This is a genomic window from Micromonospora sp. GCM10011541 (assembly GCF_042650725.1).
In the GTDB taxonomy this organism is placed as follows: Bacteria; Actinomycetota; Actinomycetes; order Mycobacteriales; family Micromonosporaceae; genus Micromonospora; species Micromonospora sicca.
In genome coordinates this window covers 223,717-243,715 of sequence record NZ_JBHSBP010000009.1, presented here as the reverse complement: position 1 = coordinate 243,715, position 19,999 = coordinate 223,717, and the positions used below count along the sequence as shown (strand labels likewise).

Sequence of the window (19,999 nt, the reverse complement as noted above, 5' to 3'; positions counted from 1 at the left end):
GGACGCCCGACCCCAGGAACAGCAACTAGCCTGCGCAGATGCGACACACCCTCGCACCTGGCGATGAAACCCTGCACGGCCATTTCTCCCCCGACTTCCCGCCGGTGCTCACCATCGACCCCGGCGACACCGTCACCTACCGCACCCTGGACTGCTGGTGGTCGGCCGGCCCGTACCCGGGCGGGCGGAACCGGGAACGGCCCCGGGCACCGCAATACCAGCCCGACCACGGACACGCGCTGATCGGTCCGGTTGCGGTCCGCGGCGCCCGAGCCGGCCAGACCATCGAGGTACGCATCGACGCGATCGTCCCGGGCACCTGGGGAACCACCGTGGCCGGCGGCTGGCCGAGCGGCTTCAACCAGCGGTACGGCGTCGAGGAGGAAGGGGTGGTGCACGCCTGGGAACTGGACCCGGTGGCCATGACCGGCCGCAACCAGCAAGGCCACACGGTGGCGCTGCGTCCCTTCATGGGGGTGCTCGGCATGCCGCCGGCCGAACCGGGGCGGCACTCGACGATCCCGCCCCGACCCTGTGGCGGCAACCTGGACTGCAAGGAATTGACCGCCGGCAGCACCCTGCTGCTGCCGATCCCGGTCGACGGGGCACTGTTCTCAGTCGGGGATGGGCACGCCGCGCAGGGGGACGGGGAAATCGGCGGCACCGCGATCGAGTGCCCGATGGACGAGGTGACCCTGACCTTCGACGTCCGCGACGACTTCCCGGTCACCGGGCCCGTGGCCCGAACCGCGGACGCCTGGCTGACACTTGGCGTCGGCGCGACCCTCGACGACGCCACGTTCATGGCCCTGAACTCGATGCTGACCCTGATGCAACGGTGGTACGACATCAGCCGCCCCGACGCCGTGGCGCTGGCCAGCATCGCGGTCGACGTACGGGTTACGCAGATCGTCAACCAGACCGTCGGCGCGCACGCGGTGCTCCGCGACGGCGCGCTGCGCTGAGCCGACACAAGGGCCGCGAGTCCGACGAGCCGTTCACCGAGGCGGTACGGGAGCTGGTGGAGCGCCTCGGCAAGCCGACGGATCCGACCGTCGCGCCGACGTAGCGGGTTACTGCTTGCGGGCCGCCTGCGCGCGCCAGTCGTCGAGGCGCGTACCGGCGACGCGGGCACCGTCGGCGGGAACGAGTGAGCGTTCGCCCAGCGTGGCGCCGAAGTACCGGGCGGCGGGGTCGGTCACCACCGAACGCGGGTCGTGACGGGCGCCGAGAACGGATCGGCCCAGCTCGTCGAGGCGGAACTGCTCCGGCCCGGCGACCTCGACCACGTCGTTCTTCGGCGCACCGACCGCGACCTCGGCCACCGCTGTCGCGACGTCGTCGGCCGCCATCGGCTGAATGAGCACCGACGCGAGGCGTACGGTGTCGCCGTCCGTGGCGGCGTCGACGATGCCCTGGACGAACTCGAAGAACTGCGTGGCGCGCACCAGCGAATACGGGATCCCGGACGCGACGATGAGCTTCTCCTGGGCGACCTTCGCCCGCATGTACCCGCTGTCCGGAAGCCGGTCGGCGCCCACGATGGAGAGCGCCACGTAGTGCCCCACCCTGGCGTCCGCCGCGGCGGGGAGGAGATTCCGGGTGGACGTCTCGAAGAACTCCAGCACGGCGGCGTCCTCGAACGAGGGAGAGTTCGACACGTCGACGACGACGTCGGCGCCCTCGAGCACCTCGCCCACGCCTTCGCCGGTCAGCGTGTTCACGCCGGTCTTCGGTGACGCCGGCACCGCCTCGTGGCCCTGCGCACCGAGTCTGTCCACGAGCTTGGAGCCGATGAGGCCGGTGCCGCCGATGACGACGATCTTCATGATCGAACCACTTCCTGTCTGCCGGTGATGGGCTGGGTCGCGTTGCCAACCAGTTCGACGGAAACAGGGCACCGATCCGTGACAGGTGCACCGACGGCAGTTGACGGAGTTGGCCCGGTGGAAGGTCTCACGGGCCGAAACCAGCCTACGCACCTGCGGGTACGTGGCGTGGAGACATCATGCCTCATGAATGCGTACGGTGGGCGGCATCGCGCGTTCCGGGCGGCTCGGTCTCGCCCGGTCCCTCGACCGACGCCCCGGGTCTACGCTGGCCTGGTGCGGATCCGCATCGAGGGCCACGACCTTCCCGGGCGCGATTGCGGCAGCAGCGGCGACTTCCCCGGCTACCGCAACATCCATGTCGGCGTGCAGCGGCGCGACCAGCCGACCCGGTGGCTCGACTTGCAGCCGGGCGACGCCGCGGCCGTGACCTGGGACCTGGACTGCACTGCCGCGACCGTCACCGACGGAAGTCTCGATGTGCGCGGGCCGTACATCCAGGGCGGACCTGGTCGGCGCTTCATCTACCTGTCCTGGGGCGAGATCGACGACACCGGCACGTTCACCATGTTCCGGCGGGCCAAGCTGTGGCTGGACGGTGTCGAGGCAGCCACCGCGCAGGCGGCGGTCGGTGCCGGCAGCCTGACGGCCAGGCTGGGCCTCACCGACGCCAGAGGTCACCCGCTGTGCGCCGCCGTTCGACCGCCGAAGGTCACCTGGTCCGCCACCTAGGGTTGTCGGGGCCGGCTGGTCGGATCGGTGTCACGGGTGCAGCACCGCCTTGATCACCCCGTCCTCGCGGCGGTCGAAGCGCTGGTACAGCTCGGGTGCGTCGTCGAGGCTGCCGTGGTGGGTGACGATGACGCCGGGCCTGGCCCGGCCGGAGACCACGAGGTCGCGCAGCAGCCGGGTGTAGCGGCGGTCGTGGGTGCGGCCGAACCGGACCGCGACGCCCTTGCCGAAGAGCGTCCCCCACGGGGCGACCAGGTCTTCGTGGGTCGTCGCGCCGGGGCGCGGGTGCAGGTCCTTGTCCGGGTACACCCCGGCGACGGCGATCGCGCCGGTCGGGTTGACCAGCCGTGCCGCGTCGGCGATCACCTGGTCGGGGCGTTCCTGCTCGGGGCGTTCCCGGTCCGCGGCCTGGAACCCGACCGCGTCGACCACCTTGTCGACCCCGCCCAGCTTGTCCTCGCCGAGGGGCAACCCGGCTCGGGCCCTGTCCTCCCGGATCTGCTCCACCGGGTCGCCGCGGCGGAAGTCGATCGGGACCGCCCCGATCTCGCCCGCCTTGTCCAGCCGGGCGTCCACCCGGTCGACGCAGTACACGACGCGGGCGCCGCGGAGCAGGGCCGAGTAGGCGCTGAGCAGGCCGATGGTGCCGCCGCCGAACACGGCCACCGTGTCACCGGGTTCCACCCCGGCGAGGGTGGCGGCGGCGTGCCAGCCGGTGACGAACGCGTCGGCGAGCAGCACGAAGTCGTCCTCGTGCGCGTCGCCGGGCTCTCCGGGCACCTGCAGGCAGTTCGCGTCGGCCCACGGCACGCGGAGCAGGTCGGCCTGGGCGCCGCGGTAGGGGCCCATCCCGGCGTATCCGTAGGCCGCTCCCGGCCCCTCGGCCCGCGCACGTAGACAGGCCGCGGAGAGCCCCCGGGCGCACATCGCGCACGTGCCGCAGAACAGATGGGTGGGGACCACCACCCGCATGCCCGGTCGGACGGTCTGCACCGCGCGGCCCACCTGCTCGACCACACCCAGGGGTTCGTGGCCGAGCACCAGGCCCGGGTCGGCTCCGGTCCGCCCGTCGTACATGTGCAGGTCCGTGCCGCACAGGGCGCTGGAGGTGACCCGCACCAGCGCGTCGGTCTCCGCCTCCACCGTCGCGTCAGGCACCTCCCGCACCCCGACGGTCCGCACGTCCTCGTACACCACGGCTCTCACTCGTGCCCCCCCTCCGGTCGGTGATCGGGGCCATCCGCCGCGCCAGGCCGGCGGCGACGACCACGACATTGATGACCGATGCCGCCGCCAGGGCGGGCGCCCAGATCGGCGCCACGCGCAGCACCAACGCGCCGAGCAGGGCGCCGCCGAGCAACACCGGCCCGCCGGCGTACCCGGGGTGCGCTGCGCTGCTCATCCAGCCGCCGCGACAGCGAGGAGGAGCACCGCCTCGGCCGGCGCGACCATTCCGGTCCGGCGGCGCCAGCCCGGCCTGGCGTGGCGCAGGTACCGCCTGCCGCCGGCCACGCCCACCGCGTAGCCGCCCACCGCCGTCGGCCCGCCAGCAGGGGAGTCTCCGCCGTGGCGACCGCATGGCCGAACTGCACCAGATCGCCGGTGATCACGCTGGCGAAGAAGCCACCCAGTCGAGCCAGTCAGAACACGTCGAGGCAGCCGGACGCGGCGGCGAGCACCACCAGCAGCCGCAGCACGCTTCTTCCCACGCCGCCGACGTTCATGCCGCCGCGCACCTCCGCCGCCTGGGCGGACCGGCGCAGTTCCGAGCGTCCGCCGTCCGGGGGAAGTGGCGCCCGCGCCGCAGCCGACCGGGGACCGGGCGGCGGGGAAGGCGGCGGGGCCGGGGCTGCTGCTGGGCGCGTGGGGTGTGGTGTACGGCGACATCGGCACGAGCCCGCTGTACGCGCTGAAGACGCGCCGCCAGTCGTGCCGAGTTCCTTCAGTTGCCGGAGCAGCACACCATCGTCCGCAGCGCCGAAGTCCCCGTCTGAGCGCCTAACGCTTCTTCTTCCGGGCTGCCCGCCGAGCCGCCGGCCGCGGGGCTCCAGCATCGACATCGGGTCACCTGATCCATAGACTCCGGTCTTTCTGGTATCACGAGTCCAGGGAGGACCCACGTGTCGAGCGAAACCCGACCGCACGCCGTCCCGCCGCTGCCGTCCCGCCTCGCGGCCGTGGCGATGGTTTCCGCCGCGCTGGTCGCCGCCGGTGGCGCCACCGCGACCGCGGCCCCGGCCGCCGCACCGGCGCCCACGAAGGGCCCGTGCGGGTACACGCCGACGCCGGACGAGCCGGCGGCCCGGCCGGTGCCGCTGCCGCCGGACCCCCGACGCACGCCCGATCGCGACACGGTCCGGGTCACCCTGCGGACCAGCCAGGGCCCGATCGGGCTGACCCTCGAGCGGGAACAGGCCCCGTGCACCGTGCAGAGCTTCCTGCACCTGGCCCGGCACCGGTTCTACGACCGGACCCCGTGCCACCGGCTCACCGCGTACCCGACGCTGAAGGTGTTGCAGTGCGGCGACCCGTCCGGCACCGGCGAGGGCGGGCCCGGCTACCGGTACGCGGACGAACTCCCGACCGACCTGCCGCCGGCGCCGACCGACCCGACCGGAGTCCGCCGGCTCTACGCCCGGGGCACCCTGGCGATGGCAAACGCCGGCCCGGACACCAACGGCAGCCAGTTCTTCCTGGTCCAGTCCGACTCGGCGCTGCGCCCCAACTACACGGTCTTCGGCGCGGTCGACGAGGCCGGGCTGGCCACCCTGGACCGGATCGCGGCCGGCGGGATCGCCGCCACGCCGGAGGCCCCGGCGCCGGTCGACGGCGCGCCGGCCCTGCCGGTGGAGATCTGCCGGGCCAACCGAGGCCGCTGAAACTTCACCCGGCGGGGGCGGGCCACCGTCCCGCCGGGCGTCGTGGCGTCCATAGTGCGGCAATACGACCCAGAGGGTATGACCTATTCAATCGACAGACCTCAATATGATGTCCGCATCGTGAATCAGGTGCGCATCAGGCGTACCGGTCCTGATGCGGAGGAACACATGGTTCGCTGGCGTACCCTCACCGGCCTGTTGGCCGCCGCGCTGGCCGCGGTGACCGCGGGCAGCCTCACCCTCGCCGCGCCCGCCGCCGCGGGCGGCGGTACGGCGACGCCGTACGTCGTCGGCGGCACCCGCGCCGCCCAGGGCGAGTTCCCCTTCATGGTGCGGCTCTCGATGGGCTGCGGCGGGGCCCTGTACAGCTCCCGGCTGGTGCTCACCGCGGCGCACTGCGTGGGCGCCACCGGCACCAACACCAGCATCACCGCGACGCTCGGCGTGGTCGACCTCCAGTCGCCGAGCCGGATCACCGTCCGGTCGAACTACGTCTACCGGGCCCCCGGCTACAACGGCAACGGCAAGGACTGGGCGCTGATCCGGTTGGCCACCCCGGTCACCGGGCTGAGCACGCTGAAGATCGCCAACACGACCGCCTATGACAACGGCACCTTCACCATCGCGGGCTGGGGCGCCGCACGCGAGGGCGGCGGGCAGCAGCGGTACCTGCTCAAGGCGACCGTCCCGTTCGTCAGCGACTCCACCTGCAACGCCAACTACGGTGGCGAGATCATCCCCGCCGAGGAGATCTGCGCCGGCTACGCCAGCGGCGGCGTGGACACCTGCCAGGGTGACTCGGGCGGGCCGATGTTCCGCCGCGACGCCGGCAACGCCTGGATCCAGGTCGGCATCGTCAGCTGGGGCAACGGCTGCGCCCGGCCCAACTACCCGGGTGTCTACACCCAGGTGAGCTACTTCGCCTCGGCGATCGCCTCGGCCGCCGCGAGCCTCGGCGGCTGACCGTACGACCGATCGGGCGGCCCGGCCGGCGACCAGCCGGGCCGCCTTCGCGTGCCGGCACCGACGACGCGCCCCTCGCGCCACCGCCATCCGACTCCCGGCGCGCGACGTCGGGGATACCGTGGTGGCGCACGGACCGCTGTGACCTCCGTTACCTCCTGGCCAACCGGGAATCAGATCACCGGATCTGGATTTGGACCCAGATGTGACTCCTGCCCAATTCCCGGCCCGGCCGCGCGACGACCGGTCGGAGACGACCCGATGACCGCCACCGTCGACGCCCCCGAGAGTCCGGCGGTCCCGCTGACGCCGGGTGACCTGATGAGCCCCCGGCAACGCCTGCGGCTCGTCCTCGTGCTCGGGTCGCTGATCGCGGTGGGTCCGCTGACCATCGACATGTACCTGCCCGCGCTTCCCGCGATCGTCGCCGACTTCCAGACCACGTCGGCGGCGGTCCAACTGACCCTCACCGGCACGCTGGCGGGCCTCGCCCTCGGCCAGTTGCTGATCGGCCCGCTGTCGGACGCCGTCGGCCGGCGCGCGCCGCTGATCGCCGGCATCGCGCTGCACGTCGTGGCGTCGGCGCTCTGCGTCGTCGCACCCAACATCGGGGTGCTCGGTGGACTGCGGGTGGTGCAGGGCCTCGGTGTCGCGGCGGCCTCGGTGGTCGCGATGGCCGTGATCCGCGACCTGTTCAGCGGCGCGGCCTTCGCCAAGCTGCTGTCCCGGCTGCTGCTGGTCATGGGGGCGGCGCCGATCCTCGCTCCGACCCTCGGTGGCGGGCTGCTGCGCTGGACGGACTGGCGCGGCGTGTTCGTCGCCCTGGCCGCCTTCGGTGTGCTGCTCGTCGCGGTCGCCGCGCTCGGCCTGCCCGAGACCCTGCCGGCCGACCGGCGCCAGCGCGGCGGGGTGGTCGCGACGGTGATCGTGTACGGCTCGCTGCTGCGCGACCGTACGTTCGTGGGCCTGGTTCTGGTCGCCGGGCTGGCCATGGCGGCGTTGTTCGCCTACGTCGCCGGGTCGTCGTTCGTCCTGCAGCAGCAGTACGGGCTGGACGAGCAGCAGTTCGGGCTGGCCTTCGGGGTGGGCGCGGTCGGGCTGATCGCGGCGACCCAGTTCAACGTACGGCTGCTGCGCCGCCACTCGCCCCAGCGGATCCTCGTCGCCGCCCTGGGCGTGGGGACCGGGGCCGGTCTGGCGCTGCTCGCCTTCGCCGCGACCGGGCTCGGCGGGCTGCCGAGCCTGCTGGTGTCGTTGTGGGTGGTGCTCGCGGCGGCCGGTCTCGCGATGCCGAACGCGCCGGCCCTGGCCCTGTCCCGGCACGGGGAGGCGGCCGGTACGGCCTCCGCTCTGCTCGGCGCCGTGCAGTTCGGGGTCGGCGCGCTGGCCGCGCCCCTGGTGGGCGTGCTGGGCACCGGCGCGGTGGCGATGGCCCTCGTCGTCGCGGGTGGCATGGTGGCGGCGATGGCGGTCCTGCTCGTGGTCGTGCGGCCGGCCCGGCTCGCCGACCTCGAGCCGGACGCGGTGGTCGTGGCAGCGCACTGACGGGCGGACCCGCGCCGACAGGGTGCCGACCGGTACGAGATGGGCCGGAACGCCCGGTCACCCGAGCGATCCGGCGCCCCGCAGCACCGCGCCGGAGACCAGGCCGTGCCCGTCCGGCACCTCCGCCGCGTCCTGCTGATCAGCCGAGCCGCGGCCCCGTTGATGCCGATGACCCCGGAGTGCCGGGGACCTTCGATGACGTAGGTGGACAGCCGAGCACCGTTGTCGATGTCGACGATGTCGACCTTCGCGCCGGGCAGCAGACCGGCCGCCTCCATGAGGTCCGCGCTGACGGTGACTGCGATGCTCGTCCACGCCGCCGACACCACTGTCCGATGTGTACCGGAAGGGCCCGGCGAGCATGCTCTCGTCCGTCGCTCGGCCCGCTGCGAAATGCGGGCAGCAGCGTAGCTCAGCACCGCGAATTTCGTGCGACGCGAGTGGTTTCCGACGCAACCGATTCCGGGACGAGGCGGCTGAGCAGGTCGAACTTCCTGTTCTGGGTGGTATCAGACACGGTCTATCCACTCGCGGGATTCCGTGGCAGTATCCGTCGCAGGGATGCAGTCGCATCGATTCGATCTATGCGGCTGCGTCGATTTTCCTCGCAATGCCGCGGGCGCGTGCCTGTCTGGGGGGAGGCGTGCTGGTCATGCTCCATGCCATGATCCAGTTTGAGGTGCGGCTGCGCACATCGGCCGGGCCGTCCGAGCTTCGATGACCCCTCGGCACATCGCGGTGGTCGGCAGTGGAGCCCTCGCCCGCGCCCTCGCCCATTCGCTGGCCGCGCTCGCGCCGTCCGGTCCTGCCGCCCGGTCCGACGTACCGGTCACGATCACCCTGCTTGCCCGCGACGGTGGGGCGGTCGCCGGGCTCGCCCGCATCTGCCGGGCCCGGGCCGCGGTCAGCGGCAACCGGGTCTCGTTCACCGCCGAGCCGCTGGCCGACGAGGTCGAGACGCTGCGCCGGCTCCGGCCCGACGTGCTGGTCTGCTGCGCCTCCGCGCAGTCCCCGTACGAGCGCGTGACCGCGCCCTCGGCCTGGACCCGCCTCATCGCGGAGGCCGGGTTCGGGGTCACCCTTCCGCTGCAGGCCACGCTCGCCGTGCGGCTGGCCCGGGCGGTGGCCCGGGTGAGCCCCGGAACCCGATTCGTCAACGGCGCCTTCCCGGACGTGGTGAACCCGCTGCTGGCCGCCCTGGACCTGCCGGTGCTGTGCGGGATCGGCAACGTGTCCACCCTCGCGGCCTGCCTGCGGGCCGGTTTGAACCTGGCGGCCGCCGACCGGCTCGCGATGCTCGGCCACCATGTGCACCTCGCCGCCCCGACGGATCCGGCCGACGAGGTGATGGCCTGGTCCAACGGCAGCCCGGTGACCGGCGTGACCGCGCTGCTGGCCGCCGATCGGGCGCTGCCTCGCCGGGAACTCAACGCCGTCGCCGGGCACGCCGCGGCCCGGTTGCTGCTCGATCTCGTCAGCGGCACCGAGATCCACACCAACCTGCCCGGGCCGATGGGGTTGCCCGGTGGGTATCCGGTCCGGATCTCCGCCGGGACGATCGCCCTGGACCTTCCCGCGGGCATCACCCGCATCGCCGCCGTCGACTGGAACCTCCGGGTCGGGCGACGCGACGGTGTGCAGGTGGTCGACGGGCGGATCGAGTATCCGCCGGCCGCCGCCGCAGCGATCGCCGACCACCTGCCCCACATCGCGGACGGGTGGACGCCTTCGGCCCTCGACCAGGTCACCGAAGAACTCACCGCGCTACGAGGACGGCTCAGGCTGGCGCCACCCGCGCCCGCCCCCGCCCGGCTGGCCTGACCAAGGAGACCAGATGCTGTCCACGCCGCCCGTCGTCAACGCCCGCAACCTGATCGTCGACTACTACGACTTGATTCCGGCCGCCGCCGCCCGCTGCGGCGCCGCCCCGGGAGGTGGGGCCGGAACGCCCGGCTTCGCGCCCGGCTTCGACCTGCCGGCACTGACCGACGACATCCGGGAGTTCTTCGCCGCGGCCACGGCGACCTGGCGTCCGTTGGGGGAGTACCAAGGCCACCCGATCCAGCTCATGGACCTCACCGGCAACCCCGGCACGCACACCACGAAGACGTTCGCCTCGATGCTGATCGTGGCGCGGGCGGTCGAGCACATCCGGCGGACCGGGGAGTCGATCTGCATCTTCACCCCCACCTCCGCGAACAAGGGGATCGCCCTGCGGGACGCGGTGGGGCGGGCGTTGGCGGCCGGTCTGGTCAAACCCGACCATCTGTCGGTGGTCGTCCTCGCTCCGGCGTCCACCCGGCACAAGTTCCGGTCCGACCGGTTGGCCGGCGATCCCGCCCTGCGCCGGCTGAGCCCGCTGCTGCGGTTCACCGGCGGCGCCGCCGAAGGCGTCAAGGCGCTCGGCCGGGCGTTCGTCGACGGGTACGCCGCCGAGGCATACGACAAGCATGGCCTGAACCTCTGGTACTCCCTCGACCTGCGCAACTACCTGGTGGCCGACGCCGCCCGCGCGGCGTTCGAGGCCGACGCGTCGCCGACCTCGTCGGCCGGACCGCGCTGGCACGCGCATGCCGTCTCCAGCGCCTACGGGCTGCTCGGCTACAACCTCGGCCGGGACGTGCTCGAGGCGACCGGTCGGGCCGAGCCGGCGGACCGCCCCGGCTTCCTGCTCGTGCAGCATCTCGGCACCCCGGACATGGTGCTCAACCTGCGGCACGGCAGCTTCTCCCGGTCGCACCTGCCCCGCTACCAACGGGACCAGGCGGGCGGCGGGTGGACCCAGCGGGAGGATCCGCACTTCCCCGAGGTCACCGACGACCCGGACGAGATCCTCGACCCGACCTTCTACACCCACGAGCCGGTCACGTCGCCGGCCATGAACGACCTGATCCGACGGTTCGGTGGCGACGGCATCGTGGTGTCCCGCCGCGAATGCGTGCGGCGCTACCCGATGCTGCGGGACTGGTTCGCCGCCGGCAGCCGCCCGCTCCCCGAGGACCCCGCGCAACTGCGCGAGTGGTCGATCGTGATGGCGCTGACCGGCGTGCTCGGCGCGATCGACCGGGGGATCGTACCGGCCGGTCACGAGATCGTGCTGCACGGCTCCGGCTGCTACACCAGCGCCGACTACGTCACGGCCGAGCCGGACGCGGAGGTGTCCACCGTAGACGAGGTCGCCGCGGCAGTCCTCGGTGGCCGCTGATGGGGCCCACCACCACCCCGCTGGTGTCAGGCCCGGTCACGACCGCCGAGCCGGCGCCGACTGAGCACCCTTCGTCGGTCGTGCTCGACGCCGGGCTGAGCGCGCGGCTGACCGACCTGGCCGCCCGCCACGGCGTACCGCGGGAGGTCGCGGCGGTGGTCGCGGCGGCCCTGCTGGTGCGGCGCTGGACCGGCCGGGTCATGGTCCCGGTCCGCTGCCCGGACACCGGGTACCTGCTGGACCTCACCGGCGACCGGCCGGTCCGGGAGGTGCTGGCCGGCGCGGCCGTGTCGATCCGGCGGACGAGCCGGACCGAAGATTGCGCCGCGCCGTCGGCCGGACCGGCGGAGCCGTCGTCGGCTCCGGTCGAGCCGTTCGCCGACGGGATCGAGCTGGCGACCCGGACCGACGTGTCGCGGTGGGAGATCCGGCTCGGCGACTGCCCGGCCGAGCTGGTCGAGCCGCTGCTGGCCGACCTGGTCACCCTGCTCGCCGCGCTCGCCGGCGACGACGGTGTCTCCACCGGACACCTGCTGCCGGTCTCGGCGTACGAGCGGCGCCGGGCGTCCCGGTGGGCCGAACTGCACGGCGGGGCCGCCGGCGCCCGACCTGAACGGGCGCCCGGGGACACCATTCCGGCCGCGTTCGCCGCGCAGCTGCGTCGGACGCCGGACCACCCGGCGGTGCTCGCCGACGACGGGTGCCTGACCTACCGGGAGTTGGCGTCCGCGGTGGTGGCCACCGCCACGGTCATCCGGTCCACGGCCGGGACGCGACCGGGGGGCCAGGTCGCGCTGCTCTGCCGGCACGGCGCCGGTACGGTGGTCGCGCTGCTCGCGGCGCTCGCGGCCGGCCGGGCGTACGTCCCGCTCGACCCGGCCTTCCCGGCCCACCGGCTGGCTCGCATCCTCGCCGACAGCGATGCGGACGTGCTGCTCACCGACGCCGGACACGCCGGTCAGGCGGACCGGTTGCGGGAGCTGGCCGGCCGGCCCGGGCTGCGCATCGTGCCGGTGGCGCCGGCGGTCGGACCGGCCGACCTGGCCGACCTGGCCGCCGGGCTGGCCACCCCGGCCGGTCCGGACGACCCGGCGTACCTGCTCTACACGTCCGGGTCGACCGGCGCCCCGAAGGGGGTCGTGCAGAGCCACCGCAACGTGCTGTTCGGCGTCGGCAACCACATCCGCAACTTCGCCCTGACCCCCGCCGACCGGACCAGCGTGCTCACCTCGTTCGGCTACGACATGGCGGTCACCGACACGTTCAGCGCGTTGCTGTCCGGCGCCGCCGCCGTGCCGGTGGACATCCGCAGCGAGGGCCTCGGTCACCTCGCCCGCACCCTGGCCATGCGGGGCGTGACCGTCTACCACTCGACGCCGACCGTCTACCGCTACCTGTGCGCCAGCCTCGGCCCGGACGCCACCCTGCCGGCCATCCGCGCCGTGCTGCTCGGCGGCGAGGAGGTGACCCGGCACGACGTCGAGCTGGCCCGTCGCCACTTCGCCCCGGACGCCGTGTTCGTGAACGGTTACGGCACCACCGAGATCAGCTTCGCCGCGCAGGACCACCTGCCGGCCGACGCGCCGCTGGCGCACGCGGTCGTGCCGATCGGGCATCCGCTGGACGGCATCGACGTCCTGCTGCTCGACCCGGCGGGCCGGCCCACCTGCCTGACCGGTGAGGTGGTCGTCCGCTCGGCGCACGTGGCGCTGGGCTACTGGCGGTTGCCCGAGCTGACCGCCGGCCGGTTCGGCGAGCACGACGGGGTGCGGACGTACCGGACGGGGGACCTGGCCCGGCGGCTGCCGGACGGACGGCTGGTCTTCCTCGGCCGGGCGGACCGGCTGGTGAAGATCCGCGGGCACCGGGTCGAGCTGGGCGAGGTCGAGGCCGCCCTGGCCGCCCTGCCCGGCGTCGGGCACGCCGCCGTGGTGGCCCGGCCCCGGACCGGCGGGGCCGGCGCGGGCGACAAGGAGATCATCGGGTACGTCGTGCCGTCGCCCGACGCGTCGGTCGACCCGACCGCGCTGCGGGCCGGCCTGGCGATCCGGCTGCCGGACTTCATGCTGCCGCGCACCGTGGTGGCGGTGGACGCCCTGCCGATGGGCGTGACCGGCAAGCTGGACGTCGCCGCCCTTCCGCCGCCGCCACCGGGGCGGTTCGCCGACGCGGCCGGCCAGGACCCGCTGGAGACGATCATCGCCGCGAGTTGGTGCGAGGTACTCGGCCTCGACCGGGTCGGCCGGGAGACGGCCTTCGTCGACCTGGGTGGCCACTCGCTGCTGATGGCGCTGGTGCAGCAGCGCCTGGAGGCGACGTTGAACCGGCGGGTCCCGCTGGTGCGGCTGTTCGAGTTTCCCACCGTCGCCGGGCTGGCCGCTCATCTGCGCGCCGGTGAACCGGTCGACGGGCCGGGAGCGGAGGACGACGCGCTGCTGCGCGCCGCCGGTCGGATGCGCCGACGCCGCCGGGCGCGGTCAGGGGAGACAGTGTGAGCGCGAGGAGTGAGCCGGGTTTGCGAGCCCCGCAGCCGCGAACGAACGGCAGGGCGGCATGATGGACGACGACCGGATCGCGATCGTCGGGCTGGCCTGCCGGGTGCCCGGCGCCGAGGGGCCGGCCGAGTTCTGGGCGAATCTCACCGGTGGGATCGAGGCCGTACGGCGGTTCTCCGCCATTGAATTGATCGCGGCCGGGCTGCCCGCCGAGACGGCCGAGGACGCCAGCTTCGTGCCCGCCTTCGGTCGGCTGGCCGGGCTCACCGACTTCGACGCCGCTCTGTTCGGCTACTCCGCGGCCGACGCCGCCCTGCTGGATCCGCAGCACCGGCTCTTCCTCGAGGTGGCCTGGTGGGCGCTCGAGGACGGCGGTCACGGCCGGCCGGACCCGGAGACCCAGGTCGGCGTGTTCGCCGGCTGCGCCGCCAACCGCTACCTGCGTCATCATCTGCTCGGAAACCCGGCCGTGCACCCGGCCGGCAGCCTGCTGGAGGACTGGGACGAGCTGCTGGCCGGCGGCACCTGCGACTACCTGCCGAGCCGGGTGGCGTACGCGTTGGGCCTCACCGGTCCGGCGGTCGCCGTGCAGACCTCCTGCTCGTCGTCGCTGGTATCGGTCTGCCAGGCGGCACAGAGCCTGCTCGACTACCGGTGCGACCTGGCGATCGCCGGGGGCGCCGCGGTGGTGTCCACCCGGCAGGTCGGCTACCGGCACCGTCCCGGTGGCACGCTCGCCGCCGACGGCGTCTGCCGCCCGTACGACGCGGACGCCTCCGGTCAGGTGTTCGGCAACGGCGCCGGGGCGGTACTGCTCAAGCGGCTTGCCGACGCGGTCGAGGACGACGACCACATCTACGGGGTGCTGGCCGGCTGGGCGGTGAACAACGACGGCGCGGCCCGGGCCGGTTTCACCGCCCCGGGCGTCACCGGGCAGGCCGCGGTGGTGGCGGAGGCGCTCGCCGCAGCCGGTTGGCAACCGACCGACGTCGGCTTCGTCGAAGGGCACGGCAGCGGCACCGCGATCGGCGACGCGCTGGAGATCGAGGCCCTGACCCGGGCCTTCCGGATGCACACCGACCGGTCCGGGTACTGCGTCCTGGGCTCGGTGAAGTCCGGCATCGGCAACCTGGACGCCGCCGCCGGGGTGGTCGGCCTGATCAAGGCGGTGCTCGCCGTAGGGCACGGGGTCATCCCCGGCACGCTGCACTTCAGGCGGCCCCACCGGGATGTCGACCTGGCGGCCACCCCCTTCGTGGTCACCGCCACCGAGCAGAAGTGGGCGGGTCCTCGGCGGGCCGGGGTCAGCTCCTTCGGATTGGGCGGCACCAACGCACACGTGCTGGTCGAGGAACCGCCGGTCCGCCCGGCGGCGGACGCGGCGCCACCCTGGGCACTGCTGCCGCTGAGCGCGGCCGGCCCGCGGGCGCTGCGCCGGCTCGCCGGGCGGCTCGCGGACCACCTCGACACCCGGTCCGGTGCGTCGCTGACCGACGCGGCGTACACCCTGGCAACCGGCCGGCGGCGGCTGCCGCACCGGGCCGCCGTCGTGGCCCGGGACCTGTCCGGGGCGGTGGCGGCGCTGCGGTCGCTGGCCACCGGCCCCGAGCCCGCGGAGGGCCGGGTGGTCGCGTCGGTGCCCGCCGACGCCCCGGCCGAACTGGGCGACCGGGCCGGCGAGTGGCTGCGCGGCGGTGGGGTGCCCGCGGCCGCCGGGCGGCGGGTGCCGCTGCCCGGCTACCCGTTCCAGCGCGACCGGCACTGGATCGAGCCACTCGAGGCCACGCGGCTGACCGGGGCCCGGCCATGAGCCGCGCCGACGCCCGGACCGACCCGGCAGGCGGCCCCATGACCGGGGCAGCACAGTGGTTCGTCAGCCTGGGCCGCCCAGCCGACGCCGGCCCGCTGCTGCTCTGCCTGCCGCCCGCCGGGGCCGGCCCGAGCAGCTTCCGCGACTGGCCGGCGGCCCTGCCCGCCGGCGTGGGACTCGCCGTGCTGGCCCTGCCCGGGCGGGAGGCGCGGATCACCGAACCGCCGGCCTTCGACCTGGACCAGGTGGTCGAGGCGGTCCGGCAACGGGCCGACCGGCCCTACGCGATGTACGGGCACAGCATGGGCGGCCTGCTCGCCTTCGAGGTGGTCCGCGAGCTGCGCCGCCGGGGCGCCCCGCTGCCGAGCCGGCTCTACCTGGGTGGGAGCCGGCCCCCGCACCTGCCGAAGACGCTGGCCCGGTTCGCCGACCTGCCGGACGACGAGTTCCTGGCCCGGATCGCCGAGCTGGGTGGCCTGCCGCAGGGGGTGCGGGACCTGCCGGAGCTGCTGGATCTGATCCTTCCGGCGCTGCGGTCCGACTTCGACTGGCTCAACCGGTACACGTACCGACCGGAGGCGCCGGTGCCGGTGCCGCTGGTCTGCCTGGCCGGCACCGACGACCGGGACGCCGACCCGGCGACGATGGCCGACTGGGCCGGTCACACCGCGACCGGCTGCACCGTGCGAACGATCCAGGGTGGACACCTCTTCTTCGCCGAGCGGGCCGCCGAGGTGGCCGCACTGGTCGGCACCGACCTGCTCGCGGCGACCGGCACCGCGCCGACGGCCCGGGCCGGCACCGCGCCGACGGCCCGGGCCGGCACCGCCACCGCCGTGGCCCCGGCCAGGGTTCCGACCGGCCGACGGACGCCGGTGGAGGAACGGCCACTGCGGCCGGACCCGGCGGCCGAGCACCTGATCCCGCTCGGCAGCGGTGGTTGGCGGGTGTGGCGCGAGGGCGTGCTGCGGGCCGCCGGCTTCCCGGCCGACGGGGTGCTGCGGCTGACCGCGCCGGAGTTGGCCGCGGTGGCGGACGCCCACCTGGACGGCACCGTGACCGCGGCCGAGCTGCTACCGGTGCTGGGAGCCGCGGTGGCCCAGACCAGCAAGACGATCTACGACCTGGCCGGCGATCCGCTGTTCCGCGAGGCGGTGACCTGGCAGAACCTGAACGCGCTCACCGCCCTGGACTCGGTGCGCCGGGGCGGCCCGGACGAGCGGAGCCACGACAAGCGGCGGGCCCGCGAGCAGGCGATCGGCCGGTACTGGCAGCGGTACACGGCGAAGAACGACACCATCGGCTTCTTCGGGCCGATCTGCTGGGCGGCGCTCACCCGGCGGACCCCGACGACCACCATGACCGCCGGCCCGGCGCTGGTCCGGCGCCGGATGGTCGCCTTCGAGTGGCGGGCGTTGGCGGCGTTCGGCGACCGGATCGCCGCCGACCCGGCCGTCCGCCGCTGGCTGCCGGCCGGGCTGCACGCGCCGTTCCGGCTCGCCGACGAGCGGCGGGTGTCGCGCCCCGCGGCGCCGCCGGTCGTGCTCAGCCCCGCGGAGGCGGCGGTGGTCGCCCGGTTGGACGGCCGGACGCCGGTGGTCGAGATCGCTCGGCACCTGGTGGCGGAGGAGCCGACCGCGCGACGCGGACTGCGCAACGTGGACAACGTCTACCTGTTGCTGGACCGGCTGGTCGAGCGCGGTCTGGTCTGGTGGGGCGTCTCCCTGCCGATGAGCGGCGCGGCGGAGGGCCGACTTCGCGAGGTGATCGCGGGGGTCGGGGAGGCGGACCTGCGACGGGCGGTCGAGGCGGACTTCGCCCGGCTGTGCGCGGCGCGGGACGAGGTCGCGGCGGCGGCCGGCGACCCGGACCGGCTGCACCCGGCGCTGCGGGCCCTGCACGCCGACTTCACCGAGCTGACCGGCCAGTCCGCCACGCACCGGCCGGGGGAGACGTACGCCGGCCGGGCCGTCTGCTACGAGGACACCGTCCGGGACCTCGACGTGACACTGGGGGCGGCGGTGCTGGACACGGTGGCCGCGCCGCTCGACGTGCTGCTGCGGGCGGCCCGCTGGTTGACCGTGGCGATCGCCGAGGCGTACGGAGTGGCGTTCCGGGGACTCTACGAGGAATTGGCCGCCGAGGCGGGCGACCGCGAGGTGAACTTCGCCGACTTCTGGTACCTGGCCCAGGGGCCGCTCTTCGGCACCGGGGAGCGGCCGATCGACGCGGTCTCGGCCGAGCTCGCGACGCGGTTCGCCCGGTTGACCGGGCTGGACGACGACCCGGCCGGGGACAGCCGGCTGATGCAACTGTCCGCCGCCGACCTGGCCGCCCGGGTCGACGACCTCTTCCCGGCCGACCGTCCCGGCTGGTCGGCGGGCCGGATCCACAGCCCGGACCTGCAGATCTGCGCCGCCGACGTCGAGGAGATCGACCGGGGTGCGGCGACCGTCGTGCTCGGCGAGCTGCACACCGCGTGGGCCACCCTGGACAACTCCGTGTTCGCCTCCGGTCACGACGCGCCCGAACGGCTGGCGGACTGGCTCGCCACGGACCTCGGCCCCGGCCGGGTACGGCTGCTCTTCCCGCCGTCGATGCCCCGGCACACCGCCCGGGTGACCTTCGCCCTGCAGCACCGGACGGACGTCCAGCTCGCCTTCGTGCCGGCACCCGGCGCCGATCCGCGGTGCGTGCCGATCACCGCCCTGCGGGTGCGCGCGAGCGGCGGGGAGCTGGTGGTCGACGGGGCCGGGCACGGGCCGTGGCCGCTGCTGGAGGTGTTCAGCGAGCTGCTGTCGATGCACGCGGCCGACGGCTTCAAGCTCGTCACCGCCCGGCCGCACACCCCCCGGATCGTGATCGACCGGCTGGTCGCCGTCCGCGAGACCTGGCGGACGAACATCGACGAGTCCGGCTTGGCCGGCGCCACCGGAAGCCTCGGTCGGTACCTCGCCGTACGGCGCTGGCGTCGGTCGTTGGGACTGCCGGAACGGGTCTACGTGAAGCTCTCCACCGAGACGAAGCCGTGCTACGTCGACCTGTCCAGCCCGATGTTCGCGTCGTCCCTCTGCGCGATGGTCCGGGCGGCGCGGCAGCAGGCCGGCGGTGCGGCGGCCATCTTGGTCAGCGAGGCGCTGCCCGGCCCGGAGCAGGCCTGGGTCCCCGACGGTCAGGGCCGCCGGTACCAGTCGGAACTGCGCATCCAGGTGGTCGATCCGGCGCTGCCCGCGACGATGGAGGTAACCCGATGACCGGGCCCGAGGCGCTCACCGGCACCCGCGGCGGGCCGGACGCGGGCGGTCGGGACGGCGCGGCGCCGTACGCCGTGGGGCCGGACCTGGAGTACCCGGAGGCCACCCTGGCCGACCTCATCCTCGCCGCCGCCGCCCGCCGCGGCCCGGCGGTCGCCGTACGGCAGTGGCACGAGGTGCTCAGCTACACCGAGCTGGTCGACCGGGCCGCGGCCTTGGCGGCCACCCTGCGCGGTCACGGCGTCGGCCCGGAGACCCGGGTCGGCATCTGCGCCGGGCGGCGGCCGGAGCTGCTCGTCGCGGTGCTCGGCGTGCTGCTGGCCGGCGGGTGCTACGTGCCGCTGGACCGCACCCACCCGCGACGGCGGATCCGGGAGATCGCCCGGGACGCGGGGCTGTCGGCCGCGGTGGTCGACAAGGCCGGCCGCGAGGCGCTGGCGGACCTGGACCTGCGGCTGGTGGACATCCCCGCCGAGCCGGCCGGTACGCGGCCGGCCGCCGTGGCCTGCCCGGCCCGGCCGGACAACGCCGCGTACGTGCTCTACACCTCCGGGTCGACCGGTCGGCCGAAGGGTGTCGTGGTCAGCCACCGCAGCGTCGTCGCGCACGTGACGGCGTTCGGGGCGTACAGCGGCGCGGACGAGAGCTGCCGGGCCTTGGGCTTCGCCCCGCTCGGCTTCGACGCGTCGGTGCAGGACCTGTTCATCCCGCTGGTCGCCGGCGGCGAGATCGCCCTGGTGCCGGACGCGGACCGGGTCGACCCGGTCCGGCTGCAGCGGTTCGCCGAGGCGCACCGGGTGACCTGGGGGTGCCTACCGGCCGCGCTGCTGCCGCTGCTGGATCCCGACCGGCTGCCGCACTGGCGTACGGTCTTCACCGGGATCGAGGCGCCCGCCCCCGAACAGGTCGAGCGCTGGACCGGGTCGGCGGATCGCCCGACCCGCTGGTTCTCCAACGGCTACGGCCCCACCGAGGCCACGGTCTGCGTCACCGGCTATCTGGCGAGCGGGCCCTGGGATGGGCCGGTACCGATGGGCCGGCCGTTGGCCAACCACCGGATCCACCTGGTCGACGACGATGGCGAACCGGTGCCACCTGGTACTCCCGGCGAGGTGCTGATCGGCGGTGTCGGCCTGGCCCGCGGCTATCTCGGTCGGCCGGCCCTGACCGCCGAGCAGTTCGTTCCCGACCCGTTCTCCGGCGAGCCGGGCGCGCGGTTGTACCGCACCGGCGACCGCGCCGTCTGGCGTCGCGGCCACCCTGGCCGGGGTCTTCACCCTGCCTGAC

General features: G+C 74.3%; 14 protein-coding genes and 2 pseudogenes. 12 read left to right on the top strand and 4 right to left on the bottom strand.

Features of this window, described 5'->3' with window-relative positions; translation table 11 throughout:
- Positions 1–38 precede the first annotated feature (38 nt).
- Complete coding sequence (locus tag ACFOYX_RS03960) at positions 39–965, top strand: acetamidase/formamidase family protein (protein WP_322439537.1); 927 nt, start codon at positions 39–41, stop codon at positions 963–965.
- Positions 966–1,073: 108 nt separating this feature from the next.
- On the opposite strand, the gene ACFOYX_RS03955 is transcribed toward ACFOYX_RS03960, so the two are convergent.
- Complete coding sequence (locus ACFOYX_RS03955) at positions 1,074–1,829, bottom strand: NAD(P)H-binding protein (protein WP_322439536.1); 756 nt, start codon at positions 1,827–1,829, stop codon at positions 1,074–1,076.
- A 276-nt stretch (positions 1,830–2,105) separates the two neighbouring features.
- Between ACFOYX_RS03955 and ACFOYX_RS03950 the strand changes: the two genes are divergently transcribed.
- A complete protein-coding gene (locus tag ACFOYX_RS03950; protein ID WP_322439535.1) occupies positions 2,106–2,561 on the top strand; it encodes a DUF5990 family protein in 456 nt (151 codons plus the stop codon).
- A gap of 30 nt (positions 2,562–2,591) precedes the next feature.
- On the opposite strand, the gene ACFOYX_RS03945 is transcribed toward ACFOYX_RS03950, so the two are convergent.
- The gene (locus tag ACFOYX_RS03945) at positions 2,592–3,767 is read right to left on the bottom strand and encodes a glutathione-independent formaldehyde dehydrogenase (RefSeq protein WP_322439534.1); all 1,176 of its coding nucleotides are present in this window, start codon (positions 3,765–3,767) and stop codon (positions 2,592–2,594) included.
- Positions 3,712–4,285 (bottom strand): annotated as a pseudogene (locus tag ACFOYX_RS03940) (DUF1275 family protein). The gene ACFOYX_RS03945 and the pseudogene ACFOYX_RS03940 overlap by 56 nt, the downstream one beginning before the upstream one ends.
- Positions 4,286–4,350: 65 nt before the next feature.
- Here ACFOYX_RS03940 and ACFOYX_RS03935 point away from each other — a divergent pair.
- The 4 genes from ACFOYX_RS03935 to ACFOYX_RS03920 all read left to right on the top strand — a co-directional run bounded on the left by ACFOYX_RS03935 (position 4,351) and on the right by ACFOYX_RS03920 (position 7,948).
- Positions 4,351–4,563 carry a KUP/HAK/KT family potassium transporter gene (locus ACFOYX_RS03935; RefSeq protein ID WP_369292965.1) on the top strand — a complete coding sequence of 71 codons (213 nt, stop codon included), beginning with the start codon at positions 4,351–4,353 and terminating at the stop codon, positions 4,561–4,563.
- Between the two features lie 118 nt (positions 4,564–4,681).
- Positions 4,682–5,440: a peptidylprolyl isomerase gene (locus ACFOYX_RS03930; protein WP_322439533.1), complete on the top strand. Its 759-nt coding sequence runs from the start codon at positions 4,682–4,684 to the stop codon at positions 5,438–5,440.
- A 168-nt stretch (positions 5,441–5,608) separates the two neighbouring features.
- Positions 5,609–6,403: a trypsin-like serine protease gene (locus ACFOYX_RS03925; protein ID WP_109801463.1), complete on the top strand. Its 795-nt coding sequence runs from the start codon at positions 5,609–5,611 to the stop codon at positions 6,401–6,403.
- A 321-nt stretch (positions 6,404–6,724) separates the two neighbouring features.
- A complete protein-coding gene (locus ACFOYX_RS03920; protein WP_109801481.1) occupies positions 6,725–7,948 on the top strand; it encodes a multidrug effflux MFS transporter in 1,224 nt (407 codons plus the stop codon).
- A gap of 137 nt (positions 7,949–8,085) precedes the next feature.
- Here ACFOYX_RS03920 and ACFOYX_RS03915 read toward each other — a convergent pair.
- Positions 8,086–8,343, bottom strand: a pseudogene (locus ACFOYX_RS03915) (aspartate 1-decarboxylase); the annotation flags it as partial.
- A gap of 322 nt (positions 8,344–8,665) precedes the next feature.
- Here ACFOYX_RS03915 and ACFOYX_RS03910 point away from each other — a divergent pair.
- The 6 genes from ACFOYX_RS03910 to ACFOYX_RS03885 are packed head-to-tail and all read left to right on the top strand — an operon-like array spanning position 8,666 to position 19,998.
- Entirely contained in the window at positions 8,666–9,769 is a 1,104-nt protein-coding gene (locus ACFOYX_RS03910) for a potassium transporter TrkA (RefSeq protein ID WP_322439532.1), read from the top strand.
- A gap of 13 nt (positions 9,770–9,782) precedes the next feature.
- Positions 9,783–11,153 (top strand): DUF6002 family protein, encoded by a 1,371-nt coding sequence (locus ACFOYX_RS03905; protein WP_322439531.1) that lies wholly within the window; start codon positions 9,783–9,785, stop codon positions 11,151–11,153.
- Entirely contained in the window at positions 11,153–13,648 is a 2,496-nt protein-coding gene (locus ACFOYX_RS03900; RefSeq protein ID WP_322439530.1) for a non-ribosomal peptide synthetase, read from the top strand. The genes ACFOYX_RS03905 and ACFOYX_RS03900 overlap by 1 nt, the downstream gene beginning before the upstream one ends.
- A gap of 58 nt (positions 13,649–13,706) precedes the next feature.
- Positions 13,707–15,458: a type I polyketide synthase gene (locus ACFOYX_RS03895; RefSeq protein ID WP_322439529.1), complete on the top strand. Its 1,752-nt coding sequence runs from the start codon at positions 13,707–13,709 to the stop codon at positions 15,456–15,458.
- A 38-nt stretch (positions 15,459–15,496) separates the two neighbouring features.
- A complete protein-coding gene (locus ACFOYX_RS03890) occupies positions 15,497–18,712 on the top strand; it encodes a thioesterase domain-containing protein (RefSeq protein WP_322439528.1) in 3,216 nt (1,071 codons plus the stop codon).
- On the top strand, positions 18,709–19,998 hold the full coding sequence (locus tag ACFOYX_RS03885; protein WP_377533812.1) for an amino acid adenylation domain-containing protein: 1,290 nt from the start codon (positions 18,709–18,711) through the stop codon (positions 19,996–19,998). The genes ACFOYX_RS03890 and ACFOYX_RS03885 overlap by 4 nt, the downstream gene beginning before the upstream one ends.
- Position 19,999: the final 1 nt, after the last annotated feature.